General features: G+C 36.4%; 19 protein-coding genes. All 19 read right to left on the bottom strand.

Going from position 1 to position 19,136, the window contains the following annotated elements; all coding sequences use genetic code 11:
* Positions 1–20: 20 nt before the first annotated feature.
* The 19 genes from LJ207_RS06260 to lpxC all read right to left on the bottom strand — a co-directional run bounded on the left by LJ207_RS06260 (position 21) and on the right by lpxC (position 19,063).
* Positions 21–1,859 carry an S-layer homology domain-containing protein gene (locus LJ207_RS06260; protein ID WP_229345233.1) on the bottom strand — a complete coding sequence of 613 codons (1,839 nt, stop codon included), beginning with the start codon at positions 1,857–1,859 and terminating at the stop codon, positions 21–23.
* Positions 1,860–2,096: 237 nt separating this feature from the next.
* Positions 2,097–3,341, bottom strand: coding sequence for a TrkH family potassium uptake protein (locus LJ207_RS06255; RefSeq protein ID WP_229345232.1), 1,245 nt, complete (start codon positions 3,339–3,341; stop codon positions 2,097–2,099).
* A complete protein-coding gene (locus LJ207_RS06250) occupies positions 3,233–3,586 on the bottom strand; it encodes a hypothetical protein (protein WP_229345230.1) in 354 nt (117 codons plus the stop codon). The genes LJ207_RS06255 and LJ207_RS06250 overlap by 109 nt, the downstream gene beginning before the upstream one ends.
* A gap of 75 nt (positions 3,587–3,661) precedes the next feature.
* The gene (locus LJ207_RS06245; protein ID WP_229345229.1) at positions 3,662–4,033 is read right to left on the bottom strand and encodes a VOC family protein; all 372 of its coding nucleotides are present in this window, start codon (positions 4,031–4,033) and stop codon (positions 3,662–3,664) included.
* Positions 4,034–4,057: 24 nt separating this feature from the next.
* Positions 4,058–4,753 (bottom strand): aspartate/glutamate racemase family protein, encoded by a 696-nt coding sequence (locus LJ207_RS06240; RefSeq protein ID WP_229345227.1) that lies wholly within the window; start codon positions 4,751–4,753, stop codon positions 4,058–4,060.
* A 222-nt stretch (positions 4,754–4,975) separates the two neighbouring features.
* On the bottom strand, positions 4,976–6,817 hold the full coding sequence (locus LJ207_RS06235; protein WP_229345225.1) for an S-layer homology domain-containing protein: 1,842 nt from the start codon (positions 6,815–6,817) through the stop codon (positions 4,976–4,978).
* Between the two features lie 355 nt (positions 6,818–7,172).
* Positions 7,173–7,913 carry an outer membrane protein gene (locus LJ207_RS06230; RefSeq protein ID WP_229345224.1) on the bottom strand — a complete coding sequence of 247 codons (741 nt, stop codon included), beginning with the start codon at positions 7,911–7,913 and terminating at the stop codon, positions 7,173–7,175.
* Positions 7,914–8,012: 99 nt separating this feature from the next.
* Entirely contained in the window at positions 8,013–9,887 is a 1,875-nt protein-coding gene (locus tag LJ207_RS06225; protein ID WP_229345222.1) for an S-layer homology domain-containing protein, read from the bottom strand.
* A 309-nt stretch (positions 9,888–10,196) separates the two neighbouring features.
* Positions 10,197–10,616 carry a Holliday junction resolvase RuvX gene (gene ruvX / locus LJ207_RS06220; RefSeq protein WP_229345221.1) on the bottom strand — a complete coding sequence of 140 codons (420 nt, stop codon included), beginning with the start codon at positions 10,614–10,616 and terminating at the stop codon, positions 10,197–10,199.
* Positions 10,609–11,889: a DUF3084 domain-containing protein gene (locus LJ207_RS06215; RefSeq protein ID WP_229345219.1), complete on the bottom strand. Its 1,281-nt coding sequence runs from the start codon at positions 11,887–11,889 to the stop codon at positions 10,609–10,611. Before LJ207_RS06215 ends, ruvX begins: the two co-directional genes overlap by 8 nt.
* A 15-nt stretch (positions 11,890–11,904) precedes the next feature.
* Complete coding sequence (locus LJ207_RS06210; RefSeq protein ID WP_229345217.1) at positions 11,905–13,005, bottom strand: LptF/LptG family permease; 1,101 nt, start codon at positions 13,003–13,005, stop codon at positions 11,905–11,907.
* 15 nt (positions 13,006–13,020) lie between these two features.
* Entirely contained in the window at positions 13,021–13,740 is a 720-nt protein-coding gene (gene lptB, locus LJ207_RS06205) for an LPS export ABC transporter ATP-binding protein (protein WP_229345216.1), read from the bottom strand.
* Complete coding sequence (locus LJ207_RS06200) at positions 13,730–14,356, bottom strand: organic solvent tolerance protein OstA (protein ID WP_229345214.1); 627 nt, start codon at positions 14,354–14,356, stop codon at positions 13,730–13,732. Before LJ207_RS06200 ends, lptB begins: the two co-directional genes overlap by 11 nt.
* Positions 14,349–14,927 carry an LPS export ABC transporter periplasmic protein LptC gene (gene lptC, locus LJ207_RS06195; RefSeq protein WP_229345212.1) on the bottom strand — a complete coding sequence of 193 codons (579 nt, stop codon included), beginning with the start codon at positions 14,925–14,927 and terminating at the stop codon, positions 14,349–14,351. The genes LJ207_RS06200 and lptC overlap by 8 nt, the downstream gene beginning before the upstream one ends.
* Positions 14,920–16,077, bottom strand: a complete 1,158-nt coding sequence (gene lpxB, locus LJ207_RS06190) for a lipid-A-disaccharide synthase (RefSeq protein WP_229345211.1) — start codon at positions 16,075–16,077, stop codon at positions 14,920–14,922. The genes lptC and lpxB overlap by 8 nt, the downstream gene beginning before the upstream one ends.
* Positions 16,071–16,901 carry an LpxI family protein gene (locus tag LJ207_RS06185; RefSeq protein ID WP_229345209.1) on the bottom strand — a complete coding sequence of 277 codons (831 nt, stop codon included), beginning with the start codon at positions 16,899–16,901 and terminating at the stop codon, positions 16,071–16,073. The genes lpxB and LJ207_RS06185 overlap by 7 nt, the downstream gene beginning before the upstream one ends.
* Positions 16,902–16,911: 10 nt before the next feature.
* Positions 16,912–17,736, bottom strand: a complete 825-nt coding sequence (lpxA, locus tag LJ207_RS06180; protein WP_229345208.1) for an acyl-ACP--UDP-N-acetylglucosamine O-acyltransferase — start codon at positions 17,734–17,736, stop codon at positions 16,912–16,914.
* A gap of 9 nt (positions 17,737–17,745) precedes the next feature.
* Entirely contained in the window at positions 17,746–18,195 is a 450-nt protein-coding gene (gene fabZ, locus LJ207_RS06175) for a 3-hydroxyacyl-ACP dehydratase FabZ (RefSeq protein ID WP_229345206.1), read from the bottom strand.
* A 1-nt stretch (position 18,196) separates the two neighbouring features.
* The gene (gene lpxC / locus LJ207_RS06170) at positions 18,197–19,063 is read right to left on the bottom strand and encodes a UDP-3-O-acyl-N-acetylglucosamine deacetylase (protein ID WP_229345205.1); all 867 of its coding nucleotides are present in this window, start codon (positions 19,061–19,063) and stop codon (positions 18,197–18,199) included.
* Positions 19,064–19,136 lie beyond the last annotated feature (73 nt).

Genomic DNA, 19,136 nt, shown 5'->3' with positions numbered 1-19,136 from the left:
TTTTTTCTTGATTGTTTTAATTAAAAGCTAACTGCTAGAGAAGTAGTTAGTGAACTTGAATCTGCATCTACATCTTCATATTCTCCATCTATCCACTTAGCTTCTACATTCCAAACTGTGTTTTCTGATAGTTCTCTGTTTAAATGACCTTTGAGATAATTATAATTTATTTCAGTGCCTGTATCAGTATCAATATCTTTATTTACCCAACTTGCACCTAGAGTAGTAACTTCATCCCAGCTATATTCGGTACCAAGTTCAATTACTCTCACATCACGGTCATCTACAAAACCATCATTTTGAGTAAACTCTAAAACTGCATGATTTAAGAAATCACCATAAACATTTTCTAAAGCTAGCTCAAAATTATTCTCATCTTCATCATTAACTGTGTAATTATCACCTGCTTGAACCAGACTATAATTAGCAGTTATAGTATTATTTGCATCTAGCAGATATTCTGCTCCCAGATCGAATTTATCATAATCAACATTATTTGCTTCTTCAGTCCCGGCTAGATCATCTTTAAAAGCATAGAAATCTTCACCGACTGTTTCAAAACCAGCAAATACTGTTAAATCTTCACTTGCTGCAAATTCGCCGGCCAGATTAAAGAGAATATCGTTCTCATCTTCAGAATCATTAAAGACCAGTTCTCCACCTAAAGTTATAGCTTCTGTTAAAGCTATCTCATCAAGTGCTAGAGCAAAGTTTGTTGTTTTACCATCTGTACCTCTTAGATGATATACACTAGCAGTAACTAGAGCAAAATCAACTGCAGTAGTAGTACTTATACCATAGATATCATCAACTTCATCATCACCAAAACCAGCAGTTAGGAATGTCCAGTCAAGTCCATAATAATCAGCTGTTACTTCTACCCCCTGCAGGTCTTCATCATCTACAAAATAAGGAGCAATACTATAATCTAAAAGATCTCCAGCTCTTAATTGATTAAAAAGTTCTCCCTCATAATCAACTTTTAAAAGAGCAGTATCCATCAGAAAATCTTCCTGATCATTTTCTTGATAGTCAAATGCACTTTTTTCTTCAGTAAATACATTCATAATAGTATCGAGTTCTAAATGAAAGTCAGCTCTACCTAAATTACCATAAACATCAAAGCCAACTTCCTGCCAGAATCTCTTTTCAGAAGGAAGGTCATCTCCATCCTGCCAATCAAAATCATCGGCATCAGGATCAAAATTTGTATCACCAGGCAGAACTATATCTCCATCATAAGTTGGCAGATCCAAATCTAAAGCATCATCATCAGCCCATAATCTCATTGCTGCAGCTACTTCTTCATCTGTATCTGGATAATCTGCAACCTCAAAAATGCTCTCTACAGTTACAGCAAACTCTATGTTATCTTCAGGAAGATCCATAGCATCCACTCTAGCCTCTAGAGCATCTAGATCTTCAACTAAGACATCTATATCTGCCCCTAATAATCTCATTTCATTTCTAAGCTCATAGACCAGAGCTTCGGTCATTTCACTAACTTCTTCCAGCTGCTCATCTGTAAACTCTTCCGGCATATTTGCTTCTAAATAAGCTTCTACCATCGAGTAAATTTCTTGAGCCTGCTGATATGTTAAACCATCATCTCTACCTTCGATTTCAGCCATCATATTATCTAAGGCTCTATTTACCATAACTGCCATTTCATAACGAGTCATAGCTTCCTGACCTTTGTATTCCCCATCAGGATAACCTTCTATTATACCTGCAGCTGCTAGAGTATCGATGGCATCATATGCCCAGTGATCACTTGGCACATCAGAAAATGATGCTGAGACCGGTAAAGCTAAAGCAAATACCAAAAGCAGAGCAGTTATCAGTGTTAATTTCTTCATTTTTTTAACCTCCAGTTATTTTTCTTTAAATTAAACTTAAGCACTTAATATAACCATTACAAACAGCGAAAATGAGTTGCCTAGTTACCTCATCTTCTGTTTAAAAAGATTATATTGATTAAGTCTACTTATGCCATCCCCCCTTCATATATTGATGCTGATATTTTATTTAGAAATATAATACAATTACTAAAACTTATTATACCAATTATATTTTAAGATATCAAAAAACAATTTTTAAGACTTCCATGCTCTTCTTGAAAATAGGATGATCAGCGGTAATATTTCTAATCTACCTGCTAACATAGCAATAATATAGAGAAACTTAATCAGAGGTGAAAGAGAAGTCATTCTTTCAACCGAAACAAAAGATGGCCCAATATTCCCTAGAGCAGAAAACATTGTAGAATAAGCTTCCAGACCATTTAAATCAGAAAATAGGGCTGTAATAATCCCTCCAATAACTATCAAAATCAACCAAAAAGTCACAAGACCGGTTAACCTATATATCTCATCTTTAGATAATATTTGTTTATCTACAGTTACAGGTAAAACAGCATGTCTGGGATAATAGATCTTTTTAACCTCTCTTTTAAATAGGCTCCGCAAAATATTAAGCCTCATAATCTTTATTCCTCCAGAGGTAGAACCAACACTACCTCCAATCAACATAAATAATAAAAATAACTGTCTGGCTGCTACAGGAAAAAAAGAAGAATTTATAGCTTCTGTGCTAAAACCAGTTGTAGTTATTATAGCAGTAACCTGAAAAAAGCTTTTACGAAAAATCTCTTCTACAGAACTATCAACTGCAGTATTCAATATTATAATAATCACGCTAATAAATATTGTGCCATAAAAGATTAATTTAAGCAGCGTTTTAAACTCAGAATTGTTTTTTATTTCTTCATAATCTTTAGTAAATAATCGAAAATGTAGTAAGAAGTTAACACCACCTAGAAACATAAAAAAGATAATTATATATTCTATCATTCTAAAATACTGATAGCCATTTGCAGCAAAATGACCTATGCTTTGATCATAATGTGAAAAACCACCGGTTGAGATAGTGGCAAAACTGATTGTTAAAGCATCAAAAAAAGAAAGCCCCAATAAATTTAAAATTATTGTTTCAGCTATAACAAAAATAATATAGATTGACCATAGTATTTTAACTGTCCGATAAATATTAGGTACAGGCCTAGAAAAATTATATTTATGTCCTTCAGCACTAAAAAAATGCCAGCTTTCTCCTCCTGATCTAGTAGAAATCAATAAAAAGAAAGTTAAAATTCCAAGACCACCTAAAAACTGCATTAAACTCCGCCAAAAAATTATTGAATTCGGCATATAATCAAGACCGGTGAAAACTGTTAGTCCAGCAGATGTAAAAACTGCTGTTGACTCAAAAAAGCATCGATCAATGATTTTTCTAAAGCAAATACAAAGGGAAAAGCACCAAAAAAAGAAATTACAATCCAACTAATTGCACAAAGCTGCATAGCTGTAGTTAAATTAATTATTTTATTACCTCTGTTACTCACCACTTTTAAAAGCAAAGCACTTAGCAAAGATAATATCATAGTATAATAATATGACTGATAAAGACCACTACCCTCACCATATACAAATGAAAGTATAAGAGGAAAACTTAAAATAGCTGCTAAAATGAATAGCAGATAACTTAAATAATGGATTATTGTATTTAATCTAGCCGACTTAATCATCTGTCTTCCTCCTAAAATTAACAATTTGAAAGGACCCCACTAAATAATTAAAAGTGAAGCCCTTTGAAAATTAAGCTATTTATTTTCTTCAAATAAACCTATTCTAACTCCATCTGGATCTTCTATTGTAATAAATCTGCCTGTTTGGATATCAACCGGGCCTCCAACAATTTCTATAGATTGTGATGCTAAAAAACGCATTGTTTTCTCTAAACTCTCAACTTCATAACCAAGCTGGACTTTTGAAGCCCTAGCTTCAATATAGTTTTTGACATCTTCCTCTTCAATCAGCTCCAATTGGTTTCCCTGGCGATCTTCTAAAAAGATGATCTCAACTCCTTCTCTAGGACTGAACCTTCTCACAAGTGAAAGATCTAATACATCAGTATAGAACTTAAAAGATTTCTCAATATCCTTGACCTCAATAGTGGCAAATTTAAATCTCATTTAAGCTCCCCCCCAATAAAGTAATTAGCTTTTTAAAGCAAATTCCACTGCTTTTTGAGCATGTAATTCAGAAGTAGAAAAAACAGGAATGCTGAGATCTTCATCTTTTATCAAAAGTGGTATCTCTGTACAACCCAAAACAACACCTTCTGCACCTTGACTTCTAAGAGCTTCAATTATTTTTTTAAATTTTTCTCTTGATTCAGCTCTGATAATACCTGAAATTAGTTCCTTGTAAATAACCTGATGGATAATCTCTCTTTCTTCAGCCTCAGGTATCAAAACATCCAGCTGATACTTAGCTTTTAAACGCTTTTTATAAAAATCTTCTTCCATGGTAAACTTGGTCCCCAACAAAGCTACTTTATCTAAATTCATTTCTTTTATCTTTTCACCAGCACTATCTGCAATATGCAGAAGTGGAATATTGATAGCTGCCTCAACTTCAGCTGCCATCTTATGCATGGTATTTGTGCAGATTAAAAGTATATCTCCACCTGCTTTTTCTAGTTTCAGAGCTATTTCTATCATCTTTTCGCTTAAAAGCTCCCATTCTCCCTGATGCTGAAGCTTTTCAAATTCGGCAAAATCAACAGAATACATAATAATTTCTGCAGAATGCGGCTCCCCCAGCTCTGCTTTAACAAATTGATTGATCATCCTATAATATTCAAGTGAAGATTCCCAGCTCATCCCACCAATTAAAGCAATAGTTTTCATCAATATTCCCCCAAGTAAATATATTCTTATCTGTATTTATATAATTCAATATTGATTAGAATTTTCCTGTTTAAACTACCAATTAGAAAGAATTTTAAATCCCAAAAAATCTAGTTAATTCATTAAAACTAGAAAAAAACGGCTTAAGTCTTTAAAAAACAAAGACCTTAGCCGTTTAGATAATTTTATATTATTTTAACTTTTGTAGCTTTTAAACTATAGTTAGAATTTAACTGTTAGAGAAGTAGTTAAAGCACTGCTTTCTCCTGTAACTTCTTCTAGTCCAACATCACCTTTAATCCATTTACCTTCTACATTCCAAACTGTGTTTGCAGAAAGTTCTCTGTTCATATGGCCTTTAAGGTAGTTGTAGCTGATGTTATTTGTACCATCAGTTTCATCGTTTTTGTTAACCCAGGCTGCACCTAAAGTTGTAACATCATCCCAGGCATATTCTGTACCAAGCTCGATTACTCTAACATCTCTATCTGCTGTAAAACCATCATTCATAACATACTCTATTGAAGCATAGTTATTGAAATCACCATAGAGATTATCTAATCTTACTTTAGCTGTCATTTCGTCTTCTGCCTCTAAATCTGCATCAACAAATTTATAGGAACCACTGATACTATTATTTGCATCTAAAGCAAATACTGCACCAACTTCAACTTTATAATACTCTTGTTCAGTTTCTAGATCATCTTGCCAGAATTCGAAGTCTTCACCAACCATTTCAAACATAGCTGTTACTGTTAAATCATCACTAGCCATAAATTTACCATCTACAGCAAATAAATAGTCAGTTTCATCTAAATTAGTTATCGCAACTTCTCCACCAAGTATTACAGTATCTGTTAAAGCAATATCAGAAACTGCTAAACCTAGAACATTAAGTTGATCTTCAGGCAGTCTAGCTTGATAAGCTCTACCAGTAACAGTACCGAAATCCATCACTTTTGCTGCTGTTACTCCATAGATATCCTCATCATCATCTTGACCATAACCAGCAACTAAGAATGTCCAATCGATATCTAAATAATCTTTATGAACTGATAGACCCTGCAGATCTTCTTCATCTACAAAGTAACGAGCTATACCATAATCTAATAAGTCACCTAATTTGATTGTGGTATCAGCATACTCAACAGTTAAAAGTGCATTATCCATCACAAAATCATTTTCATCATTTTCTGCATAACCAAAAGCACTTTTCTCTGAAGTAAAGACATTAACTAAGGTATCCATTTCTAGATGGAATCTAGCATCTCCTACATTACCATAAACATCGAAGCCAATTTCCTGCCAGAATCTCTTTTCAGAAGGAAGGTCATCTGCGTCTTCCCAGCTGAAAGTATCAGTAGTCCAAGTATCACCATTAATACTAATATCAGATTCAGATAACTCTGCCCAAGCTTCTACAGGAACTTCTTGTTTTTCACCATTTAATTCTGCAGTCGGCAGATCTAAATCTAAAGCATCACCATCAGCCCAAAGAGCTACAGCTGCAGCCAAATCTTCTTCATAACTTGCAACTTCGAAGATTGTTTTAACTGTTACAGCAAATTCGATGTTATCTTCTGGAATATCCAAAGCATCTACTTTAGCTGCTAAGGCTTCAACATCTTCATAAAGTGCATCTAAGTCTGCACCTAGGACTTTTAACTCTGCTCTTAATTCAAATGTAAGCGCTTCTACTATATCAGCAACTTCAGAAGCCTGTTTTTCTGTTAAAGTATCAGGCATATTTCTTGCCATTAAAGACTCAACGATTGCAGTTACATCTGCTGCCTGACCTTCAGTTAAACCCTCAGCCATTGCTTCTTGTTCTGCAATGATATTATCTAAAGCACGACTAACCATAACAGCCATTTCATAACGTGTCATTGACTGCTGACCTTTGTACTCTCCATCTGGATAGCCTTCGATTATACCAGCAGCAACAAGTGAACTAATTGCATCATAGGCCCAGTGATTTGCAGGTACATCAGAAAAAGAAGCAAATGCTGGAGCTGCTAATGCAACAACCAAGATTAAAGCGATTGTAATTATTAATTTTTTCATTATTTTTATCCCCCTTGATTTTCCTAATTCATCAATTTAAGTTCTAAATACTTAAATTATCTCAGAGGACATCAGAGCGAGTAACCTAGTTTCCTCTTCATCTGTCCAATAATCAAAGCTAAGTTTTAGAACTATTATAACTCTCAACAGACGTATCGGGGGCACCTCCTTTCCTACGTAAAATAGCTAAGAGAATATAATCTAGATTTAAAAATTTAATTCCATGATTCGAAATTATATCACCATTTTTAATATTTAACAATAGGATTTTTTTGTCCAGATAAATAAAAAAAGACTCCTTCTTATGACTGACATAGAGGGAGTCTACTAGAAAATATTTGTCTTTATATTTGATTTAAAAATCATATCCTAAACCAATAGTATAGGAAAAACCACGGCTGTAAATGTTTCCTGATTGTTCGTCTTCAAGCTCAATATATAGGTAATCTATTTTAGCATTTACATCCCAGTTATCAGCAAAATCTCTAACATAACCTACTCCAGCTCTAACACTGATACCATTACTGAGATCATAATCATTTTTCCCGGCCTCTAAATCACTATCTGGAGAAACATCTAAGGCATTATAAACCGCACCTTCAAAATCTGTAGTTTTAGTTCCCCAATGATATCCTAAACCACCACTCAAATACCAGTTTTCATCAATATTATAATCTGCTAAAAAAGTTAAGCCATGTAAATCTACTGCTATTGAACCTTCGTGTGGCCCTTCAATACCACTTTCATTAACTTCAACAGCATTATAACTCTGCTCTACTTCTCCAAAAATATATTCATATCTAATATTTAAGTCCCAACTATCATTAATAGGTCTTTTAACACCTAAATAAAGTAGTGGAACTCGATCAATATTATCCATTTTATCTAAATTAGATGAAGTAAATAACTGATTAACACCTACAACACCTGTCTCTGCAACAGTATTTAAACGATCAATAGTATTATTATAAGTATCTAAGGTAACATTAGTAATATTAAAACCACCAATGATTTGCCAATCAGAAGCAGCTGCACTGCCCGACAATAAAGCTGCAATAACTAAAGCCATCACCAACAAAGATATTTTAATTTTCAATTCTAATCCTCCTCGTATAAATAACAATATTTTCCTATGAATATAAAAAACCCGAGGGACAATCCCCCCGGGTTGTTTTTATTTCTTTATAGTCTATATTTAGAAGCTTACTGTTAGAGAAGTAGTTAAAGAACTAGCTTCGCCTTCTACTTCAGCTGCACCAACGTCACCTTTGATCCAGTTAGCTTCAACGTTCCAAACGGTGTTTTCTGAAAGTTCTCTGTTCATATGACCTTTCAGATAGTTATAACTAATTACGTTATCGTCACCATCTTCTTCGCTTTTGTTAACTAATGCTGCACCAAGAGTAGTTACTTCGTCCCAAACATACTCGGTACCAAGTTCGATTACTCTTGTATCATAGTCATCAGTATAGGTATCATTCATAATGTACTCAACTGATGCATGGTTTGTGAAGTCACCATAAACATTTTCTAACATAACTTCAACAGTGTGCTTATCTTCAGCACCTGGAGCATAGTCTACCCATGTATATGATCCACTAACTGTATTGTTTTCATCTAATACAAAAGTAGCTCCTACACTTGCTAAATCATAGTCATTTTCTTCTTCTAAGTCGCCTTGCCAAGAAGTGAAATCTTCACCAACAGTTTCGAACATAGCAGTAACTGTTAATTCTTCGCTTACAGCAAATGATCCATCTACAGCAAATAGGAAGTCACTATCATTATTAAATGGAGCATCTGTACTATCAGTAAATGCAACTTCTCCACCAACTGTTACAACATCAGTTAAAGCAACATCAGAAACAGCTAAACCAAGAACATTAAGCTGATCTTCTGGTAATCTTGCTTGATAAGCTCTAGCTGTAACTGTACCAAAGTCCATATCAGTTGAAGCAGTTACACCATATAAATCGATATCATTTTCAAGATCATCGCCTTCACCATAACCTGCTACTAAGAATGTCCAGTCAATATCTAGATAGTTCTTAACAACTGCTAATCCCTGTAGATCTTCTTCATCTACAAAATAGCGAGCTATATTAGCATCTAAGTGATCTCCAACAATGAAAGTAGTATCAGCATAATCAACAGTTAAAAGAGCATTATCCATTACGAAATCACTCTCGTCACCTTCTGCATATCCAAATGCAGACTTCTCATTAGTAAATACATTTACAAGTGTATCTACTTCTAAGTTAAAGTTAGCATCTCCTACATTACCATATACATCGAAGCCAATTTCCTGCCAGAATCTCTTTTCGGAAGGAAGGTCATCTGCATCTTCCCAGTCCCAATCTACACCTGCATCTACTAAATCAGATAAATCATTGTCTTCACCAGCTAAAGCTTCTTCTAATGTATTATAGGGTGCAACATCAGTATCCCAAGTTGGCAGATCTAGATCTAAAGCATCACCATCAGCCCATAATCTCATTGCTGCTCCTACATCATCACCATAATCTGCAACTTCAAAGATAGTTTCTACAGTTACACCAAATTCAATGTTATCTTCTGGTACGTCCATTGCGTCTACTTTAGCTTCTAAAGCTTCAACATCGTCATAAAGAGCGTCTAAGTCTGCACCTAGTACTTGTAATTCTGCTCTTAATTCAAAAGTAAGAGCTTCTACGATGTCTGCTACTTCTTCTGCCTGCTGATCTGTAAGACTTTCAGGCATGTTTCTTTCCATTAAAGACTCAACGATAGCAGTTACGTCTGCTGCTTGACCTTCAGTTAGACCTTCAGCCATTGCTTCTTGTTCTGCAATGATGTTGTCTAATGCACGGCTAACCATAACAGCCATTTCGTAACGTGTCATTGATTCTTGACCTTTGTATTCGCCATCTGGATATCCTTCTACTACACCAGCAGCGACAAGTGAATTGATAGCATCATATGCCCAGTGATCACTAGGTACGTCAGAAAATGAACCATGACCTGCACCAAGTGCTGGAACAGCTAATGCAACGACTAGCATTAAAGCTATTGTTATTGTAAGTTTTCTCATTATTATTTATCCCCCTTGATTGTTTACGATCTAATTTATATAAGTTCTAAGTGACTTATATAATCTCAGAGGACATCCGAGCGAGTTGCCTAGTTTCCTCTTCATCTGTCCAATTGATATAAGTATAAGTTTTAGAACTCTTATATCTCTACCACTCCGCAGCTTCGGGGGGCACCTCCTTTCCACCGCATTTTAGCTTCGAGATTATAAGCATAATTAAAAAACAAAGATAATCAAAAAACGAAGAATTAATTCAAAGATATTTCATAAAAACTTCAAATTTTGGCTATCCTATAGTCTATTTTAAGGTTATTTGTCCTCTTTGTCAAGTTTTTCTAGGTATTTTTCGGCAATGATTAGAGCGGCATAGTCATCTAAGGGTTTTTTTACCTTCCAGGAAATAAATTTCCTTAAAAGTTTTTCATATCTTGACATGGGCTTTTCCCTTAGATAGCGGGCCTGAGCTTCTTCTGTGCTGAATTTTTCATCAACTACAGTAATCTTTTTATTTGTTTTTAATTTTTTAATCTTTTTTATAATTTTTTCTGCTCCAGTACCATTGCCGATTATAATTTCATCTATTTGATATTTATTGAAAATCTCATTTAAATGAGCTTCAAGTTCTTTAAGACTCACTATTGTCTTTTCTTTTTCTTCTTTATCTCTGCTTATTACAGCAGTTCCAACTTTATTTCTACCTGGATCTAAAGATAGTAATTCTTTAGTCATTATTGTTTATCTCCTCTATTTCGAAGCTTAAATTATTTGTCAGTCTATCTTCACGCCAGATATCAGAAAGAGCAAAAACCTTAAGTTCTACTTCACCACTATAATCTCTGACCTGATTTACAATATCATAGAACATACTGAAGTTAATACTGCCTACCTGGCCTGAATCATCAGGTAAAAGCCCTCTATTAATTGCTCTCTGGTTGACAGATCTCAGCAGGCTTTCTAATTCCGCCTCTATTTCTTCACTGCTTTGTTCAGCATCTATGACTCGGGAATTAATCAATTCTCCCTCTTCAAAGACTATGAAGTCCTGATTAAGCTGGAAGTTAGCATAAAGCCAGTCATTTTTGGGTACATTAACCCTGGCTACTAAGGTTACTATAACCTTGGAGCCTGGATCCATATTATAGATTATCCGGGCAGCATTTAAAATATCTTCTGTCTGCAGTCTTAAGGCCATTCCGGTTTCTTCATTGACCTCTATCTCTCTTTCTTTGGCAACCTCATTTGCTGCCTGTAGATAGCGGTTTAATTCAGAAATGGTTTCCTGTTCACTGCGTCCACCCTCTATTACATCACTGTAGATTACTTCACCTCTCTGATAAACCATATCCTCACCCATATAATAGATCACACCGGCCTGGAGCTGATTGGCCAGATCTCTTAACTGATCATAGTCATCCTCTAAGGCTGCTATTTCTGCTTCTAAAGCATCTATTTGAGCTTCTAAGTCATCACGCTGGGCACTTAACTCATCTACTCTTTCTAAAAGTTGATCCCTATTTTCTGTTAAATCAGCCAGTTCTCTTTCTGTTTCTGCAATTTCTTGATCTCTGGCTGCTATTTCTCTTTCTTTTTCAATGATCTCAGCTTCTTTGGCAGTTATTTCTGCCTCTCTTTCTTCAATTGTCTGCTGGAGAGCACTTAATTCTTCATCTCTTTCGGCCAGCAGCAAATCTCTTTCTGCCAACTCTTGGTCTCTTGCTTCAAGCTCTTCATCTAAATATTCCAATCTGCTTAAAACATCATTAATATTAAAAAGGGCCTGTCTTAACTCAGAATAAACCCCTAATAATACTGTGATCGAAAGTACGGCGATCAGAACACCGGTAATAATGGTAATTATTATAGAAGAATAGCGGGGGCGGAGACCAAATAAAGAGACTCTTTTTTTACCCATCTTCATTCCAATTTTATCACCTAGATAGGCTATTAAACCACTTAAAAACACCACTGAAAAGATAATTACAAAAGCGTTAATAATCTCCACCTCCTAAAATTTAAATTATTGTTTTGCCGTCTTATATAAAAGTCCTGAACCTACTATAAAGATTATTATATTCTGCAGCCAGGCTCCAAGCCAGGGTTCAATTGTTCCCTGACTACCCAAAGCATCACCGACAGTCATCAGTACATAATAGATAAAGATAATTATAATACTGATTCCAAAACCTGTTGCAGAGCCAGCAGAGCGCTGGGGTTTAATTCCCAGGGGTGCTGCCAGCAGAGCAAAGATAAAGCTGGCTAAAGGAACAGAAAAACGGTGATGAAGTTCAACCCGCTCCTCATAAGCTGCCCTTCCCTGCTCTTCTAAAAGTACGATGTGTTCATTTAATTCTCTAATATTCATCTCATCTATATCTTTACCAAGTTTACCCGCCTGAGCCGGAGAGTGAATATCCTCTCGGGAGCGGTACTGGCTGAACTCTAAAGATGGTGAACGGTCATCTCTATCCAGAAAATAGACTGTGCCATTAAAGAAATTCCAGCCATCTCTAAGCCAGAGGGCTTCTTCTGCCTCAAGCACACTTCTGGGACTGCCATCTTCAAAACTCTGTAAAACAACATCTGTCATCCTGCCATTTTCTGCGTTAAAACTTTTAGCATAAAGAATATAGTCGGGCCTTCTGGTCCTGCTGTCTAAAGGGGTTAAGAAGAGATCATACTGGGTATCAGGTCTTCTTTCCCCGTGTTTAAACTGATGGATTATCTGTTCTGCCTGATAATTGGCACCAGGAACTATAAATTCTGTAATAGCAATTGTAATCCCACTGGTTAAAAGGCCCATAATCAAAGCAGGTAAAACTATGGAGATAATACTGATTCCTCCTGCCCTCATGGCAGTTATCTCACTATCACCTGAGAGCCTATTATAGGCCATAATGGTTCCTAAAAGGGCTGCCATAGGGAAGGTTAAGATAATAATCTCCGGCAGGCTCAAAAAGAAAAGCCTGAGCAGAGTTAAAACATCTACTCCCCATTCTATATAATATTCTGTCATCTCAAAGATTAGATCTGTACCGATAAAAATACCGGTAAAAGCTGCCACCCCGAATAAAAAAGGTGCGATCAATTCTTTGTAGATGTATTTATCAACTGTTTTCAAAAAAGATGCACCTCACTAAATTTGAAATTTATCTCCTAAATAGAATTTACGGGCCAGCTCATTTTCTGAAATCTCTTCAGAGGTCCCGGAAAACAAGATCTTTCCCTCATGCATAATATAGGCTCTATCGGTAATCGAGAGGGTTTCCCTAACACTGTGGTCTGTAATCAATACCCCAAGTCCCCTTTTTTTAAGGTAGCGGATAATATCCTGAATATCATTAACCGCAATCGGATCTACCCCGGCAAATGGTTCATCAAGCAGGATAAAATCCGGATCAGCTGCCAGAGAACGGGCGATCTCCACCCGGCGTCTCTCTCCCCCGGAAAGCTGAAAACCCTTTCGATCTCTAAGCCCTTCTATATGAAATTCTGCTAAAAGTTCTGTAATAGTCTCTTCTATTTTTTGCTTGCTGTAGTCTTTGTTTTCTAAAATAACTTTCAAATTTTCTCCAACCGTCAGTTTGCGGAAAATAGAGGCCTCCTGAGGTAAATAACCGATTCCCCGTCTAGCCCTTTTAAAAACAGGCAGCTCAGAAATATCGTCTTCATCGAAAAATATCCTACCTCCATCAGGATTTATCAAACCAAGGATCATATAAAAGGTGGTCGTTTTACCGGCCCCATTGGGACCTAAAAGACCTACTATCTGACCTCTTTCTACCCTGATATCAACCTCATTTACAACCCGCTGTTTATTATATACTTTAATCAGGCCTTCTGCCTTAATTGTCATCGCTTGCTTCCTCCTCGGGTAGACTCAATTTAGCCTGGCCCCTCAGCCTTACCTCATTTTCAGCCTGATTTATTTCTGCCGTATCAGCTGAAAATCTTTCTCCATTTCTTTCCCCACGAACATTACCACTTAGGTGGGTTATCTCTCGGTCCAGATAACTGATGATCTGATCTGCTTCAGCCCAGAAATTCTCATATTCCAAATAGGCATTACCATGACCTTCTATTCTTTCTTCGGCCTGGTAGATCTTTATCCTGTCAGCCTCAAGGTAGCTAGCTTCAGCTTCTAAAACCGCATCTTCTTCTAAATAGAAAACTTCTTCTTCGATGTTCCCCTGCAGTTCATAAGCCCTACCCTGATAGTCCTGATAAAAAAGTTCCACATTATATCTAAACTCTATTTCTCCACTGTAGCGGTGGTAAATACCTAGATCTTCTGCAGTTATTCTCAGCTCATCATAGAGCAGCTCCACATTTCTGCGGGCCTCGATGATCTGACCGGCTTCACTTTCTTTAAAGTCAAGCTCATCACCTGTTAACTGCCTGGCAGCACCTAAACTGCCGCTAATGGTGATCACTATTAAAATTAATAAAATTATAATAAATTTTTTATTCATCTTCCTGCTCCTCAAAATATACTCCTGCCCTCTTTTCATTTTCTTCGGCATAGAGTCTTAAATTTCTTAAATTCAAGTCAGAATCAAATCTTTTTGCCCTGGAGGTGAAATCTCTGCCTTTGATCAGCACAGAATCCCTGCCTTCTAAAAAGTCCTCATTCAAAAAATAGTCGAGTTCATCAGTCTCGATAAAATAGCGCTCACTCTCTATTTCTACATTACCCCTCAGTTCAAGGTAATCTTCCTGGCTGAAATACTGACCAAAATCTCCCTCTATGGTATAGAGGAGTTTGCCATCCTGACGATCATAAACCTCTATTTCCACCGGATAGAGTTCCATCCTATTTTCAGCCTCATAATTATCCACCCGCTCACTAACAAGCCATAAGATATGGTTTTGATTTCTATTGAGAATACTGAATCTAACATCTTCTAATTCTTCTTCCGGCCCCTCTTCTACTTCATTAAGCTCGTTAGGTTCTAAAAAAGGAGCCTCATCAAGGGTTAAAAAAAGCGAAATTGCTATTATCATAAAAATAAAGAGCCCCAGAAAAATATATTTTTTATCCATTTCCTTTGAGCCCTCCCTCAGTTAACAATAATTCTGCTGTCTTTTTAACCGCACCTCCACCTCCAAGTTTTTCTTTCACTTCGCGGAGTTTTCTTTCTGCTTCTACTAAAAGCCCCTTATAATTAAGCCATTCTTCTGCCTGAGCATAGATATTTTCTGCTTTACACTCTTTTTGCAGTAGTTCTGGCAGTATTTCTTTACCTGCAATAATATTTGGTTTGCCGATAAATTCTATCTTAAAAAGATATTTGGCCAAAAGATAGGTACTTAAACTTGATTTATAGACTATTATATGGGGTGTAGTTAAAATAGCTGCCTCTAAAGTCGTTGTTCCTGAGGCAGTAATTAAAAATTCGGCTGCTTCCATCAGCCTATAATTATTATTTCTTACTATCTTTAAATCAAAATTATAATCTGCAGTAAAATCTGTTAAGAATTCATCTTTTACCCCTTCTGCTGCAGCCAGGACAAAACTGAGGTGGTCAAAGTTTTGAGCCAGCCTCTGGGCTGCCTTTAAGATTTCCGGCAAAAGAGCTTTGATCTCTCCTTTGCGGCTGCCGGGGAAAAGGCCAATAATTTTTTTCTTTTTTCTGATTTTAAAATCTGCTTTAATAGAGTTTTTATCACCTTCAACCTTGACCAGATCTAAGAGTGGATGACCGACAAAGGTGACCTCTGCTCCTGCTTCCCGGTAAACATCTCTTTCCATCGGTAAAACAGCTGCAATATGGGTGCCATAATCAGCTAACTTCTTTGCCCGCCCCTTATTATAGATCCAGGCGGTTGGTGGAAAGTAATTAACAGCCTTGATACCTTCTTCAGCACAGGCTTTGGCCAGCTTCAGATTAAAGCCCGAATAATCAACCAGAAAAACAAGCTCAGGTTTTCTCTCTTTTAAAAGCTCTTTCATTTTTTTTAAATGCTTAAAGTGAGTTCTAAGATTTTTAAAAGCCTCCAGATAACCGATTGTACTGATCTCTGTGGGATCGATAATTATCTCTGCCCCTGCTTTTTTTAAAGCAGTTGAACCCATACCAAAAACATTGAGTTCTTCACCTAAAGCAGCAGTTTTTTCTTTTAACTCTTTTATAACTGCAGCAGCATGCATGTCTCCAGATACTTCTCCTGCAGAAACCATTATATTTAGCAATTTAAGATCAATTCTCCTTTGACAAAAGAAGCAGCTGCAACAACCAGCCCTTCTTTTTCTGCTCGCCGGCAGAATTCTGCCTGATCAAGCATAAAAGTTTTTTCGGCCTCGATTACCAGACCAGCTGCCTGATGTTCAAGCAGAAGTTCTAGGGTATTAAGACCTACAGTAGGTATATCAAAACGAAAATCCTGTTCTTTTTTACTGCATTTTCCCATTACAAAACCAGGGCCACCATATTTAGCTGCCCTTTTAATCGCCTCATCTGTACCTTCAACTGCCTCTAGGGCCATAACGGCTCTATCCTTAACCAGAGCTGTTTGCCCGATATCAAAGCGGCCCAGATTATAGGCTGTTTTAAAAGCATAAGCCAGTTCTTTTTTTAGCTCAGCTGAAGGATTACCGGCTAAAATACCTCTTTTGGCTAATAGCTCTTCTAATAGATAATGCTGAGGTAGTACCTCTATTCCCAGTCCTTCAAATTGATCAACAAGAGCTTTTAAGATAGTATCATCATTGAAGTTGGGCAAAGAAGCTAAAAGCATTTTAAGCTTCAGATCAGCTTCAAAATTTTTAAAAAGCTGTTCTTTGTGGATTTTACCCAAAAGAATCAATTTTTTTACCTCATCTTTTTTTAAAAGCTCAAGTAAGAGATTAAAATCTGCCAGGTTAATAGTCTGCTCTTTACAGTCCAAATCAGAGAAGTCAGCGGTAATTTCTTCAGCTATTTTGATCACCATAAAGTCTTTTCCCTGGGCCTCCGCTCTTTCTGCCCAGAGCCGAGGTATATCTCCCCAGCCTGCCAGCAGTGCTATTTTTGCCATCTAAATCAACCTACCTGCAGATTCCGCGGCTGGCATTTCTTAAAAAGCGCAGAAAATGTTCTATCTCTTGACTTGCATCAAGTTCTTGATCCATCTTTTCTATTGCATCGGCAATATTTAATTTAGATCTATAAAGTATCTTATAAGCTCTTTTAATTTCTTTTCTTAGTTCTGGAGAAATACCATTCCTTCTTAAGCCAACAACATTGATTCCATTGACTCCAGCAGGATGTCCATCTACCAGAATATATGGTGGAACATCTTTTACCACCTTAGAATGGGCACCAACCATACTCATCTTACCAACTCTAACAAATTGATGGATGCCTGTCATTCCGGATACTACCGCACTATCTTCTATGGTTACATGGCCAGCTAAATTTGTGCCATTTGACATCACAATATTAGAGCCAAGATGACAGTCATGTGCTACATGACAGTAGGCCATGATCAAATTATCGTTACCAATTCTTGTCTCCGCTCCGCCATCAGCGGTCCCCCGGTGAAGTGTTACATATTCTCTAATAATATTGTTGTCACCAATAAATAGATAAGTTTTTTCTCCATTGAATTTTAAATCTTGAGGTTCAAAGCCAATTGAAGCTCCATGTGAAATTTCATTATTTTTCCCGATTGTAGTCCAACCTTTAATAACTACATGGGGTCCAATAACAGAACCTTCACCTATTTCGACATTTTCGCCGATAATAGAATAAGGTCCTACTTTAACATCTTTTGCTAGTTTGGCTCCATCAGCCACAATAGCTGTTTCATGAATATTTTGATTCATATGGAGCACTTTCCCCTTTTTCTTTTCAGCTGCCAATACGATCATTCCCCTTCCCTATTTGTCCTCAAATGTGAACATCATTTGGGCTTCTGCAGCAATTTGATCTTCTACATAAGCCTTTGCTTTAACCTTAGAAATTCTTTTTCTAAGTCTTACTATTTCAACCTTTATATTTAATTGATCTCCTGGTGTGACTGGAGTTCTAAATTTAGCTTTATCTATGCTTGTAAAAATAGGCAGCTTATCTTCCATATCATCAAAACTATAATAAATTAAAATACCTGCCACCTGGGCCATCGCTTCAATTATTAAAACTCCGGGCATAATCGGTCTTTCCGGATAATGTCCCAGAAAAAACTCCTCATTTATGGTTACATTTTTTATTCCTAGAATAGACTCACCCTTTTTAAGGTCTTCAATCCTATCTACCAGCAGTAATGGATAACGGTGAGGTAGAATAGATCTGATTGTATTAATATCAATTATATCATTTAACTCACTCAAATTAATTTTCCTCCTCAATCATATTTTCCCTTATTTTTTTAGCCAGTTCAACATGTAATCTATGACCTGACTTAAAGGCTTTAATATGGCCCATAATTCTTCCGTTTAAAGCCATATCACCAATAACATCAAGAATTTTATGTCTGACAAATTCGTTTTCAAATCTGAGTGGATTAACTGTTCCTTCTCTATTTATTAAAACAGCATTATCTAAGCTTCCACCAAGGGCCAGTCCCTGCTCATGCAGTTTTTCTATCTCTTCTGCAAAGCCAAAGGTTCGAGCCTGAGCAATTTTAGCTGCAAAATCATCTTTTAAAGCATCAAATTCAAAAAAGCTTTTCCCCACTACAGGATGATCATAATCAAGTGTATAAGAAATTTTAAAGCCTGTATAGGGTGAAATAGTAATCGAAGCTGAATTATCGCGCACAGAAAGTGCTTTTTGAACTAGATAAACATTTCTTTTTTCTGTCTGTTCTTTGATTCCAGCTTCTAATATTTTTTGATAATATGGGTAAGCACTACCATCAATAACAGGTATTTCAGGCCCAGATACTGCAATTTCTGCATTATCTATTCCCGCCCCCCAGAGTGCTGCCATAAGGTGTTCGATTGTACTAATACTTGCCTTATCATTTTCTTTATGACCGATAGTTGTATTTCGCTCTAAGTTAACAACCGACTCCGGTCGAGCTTCTATCAGATCTTTTGACTCCAGATCATTTCTATAAAAAACTATCCCTGTTTGAGAAGCTGCCGGTCTGATAGTTATTGCTGCTTCTTTACCTGTATGAAGTGCTATCCCTTTTAACTTTATTTCTTTATTAACTGTCTGCTGTCTGCCTTTTTTTATAAACAACTCTTTCATCCTCTCGCTTAAAGCCTTTCAATAGTATATTATATATTTATTAACTGAAGAATTCAAGCAAAAAGCAAAAATA

The sequence above is a fragment of the Halanaerobium polyolivorans genome, from assembly GCF_020711195.1.
GTDB classification, from domain to species: domain Bacteria; phylum Bacillota; class Halanaerobiia; order Halanaerobiales; family Halanaerobiaceae; genus Halanaerobium; species Halanaerobium polyolivorans.
The sequence above is the reverse complement of the archived record's forward strand: the minus strand, read 5'-3'. Positions and strand labels throughout refer to the sequence as shown.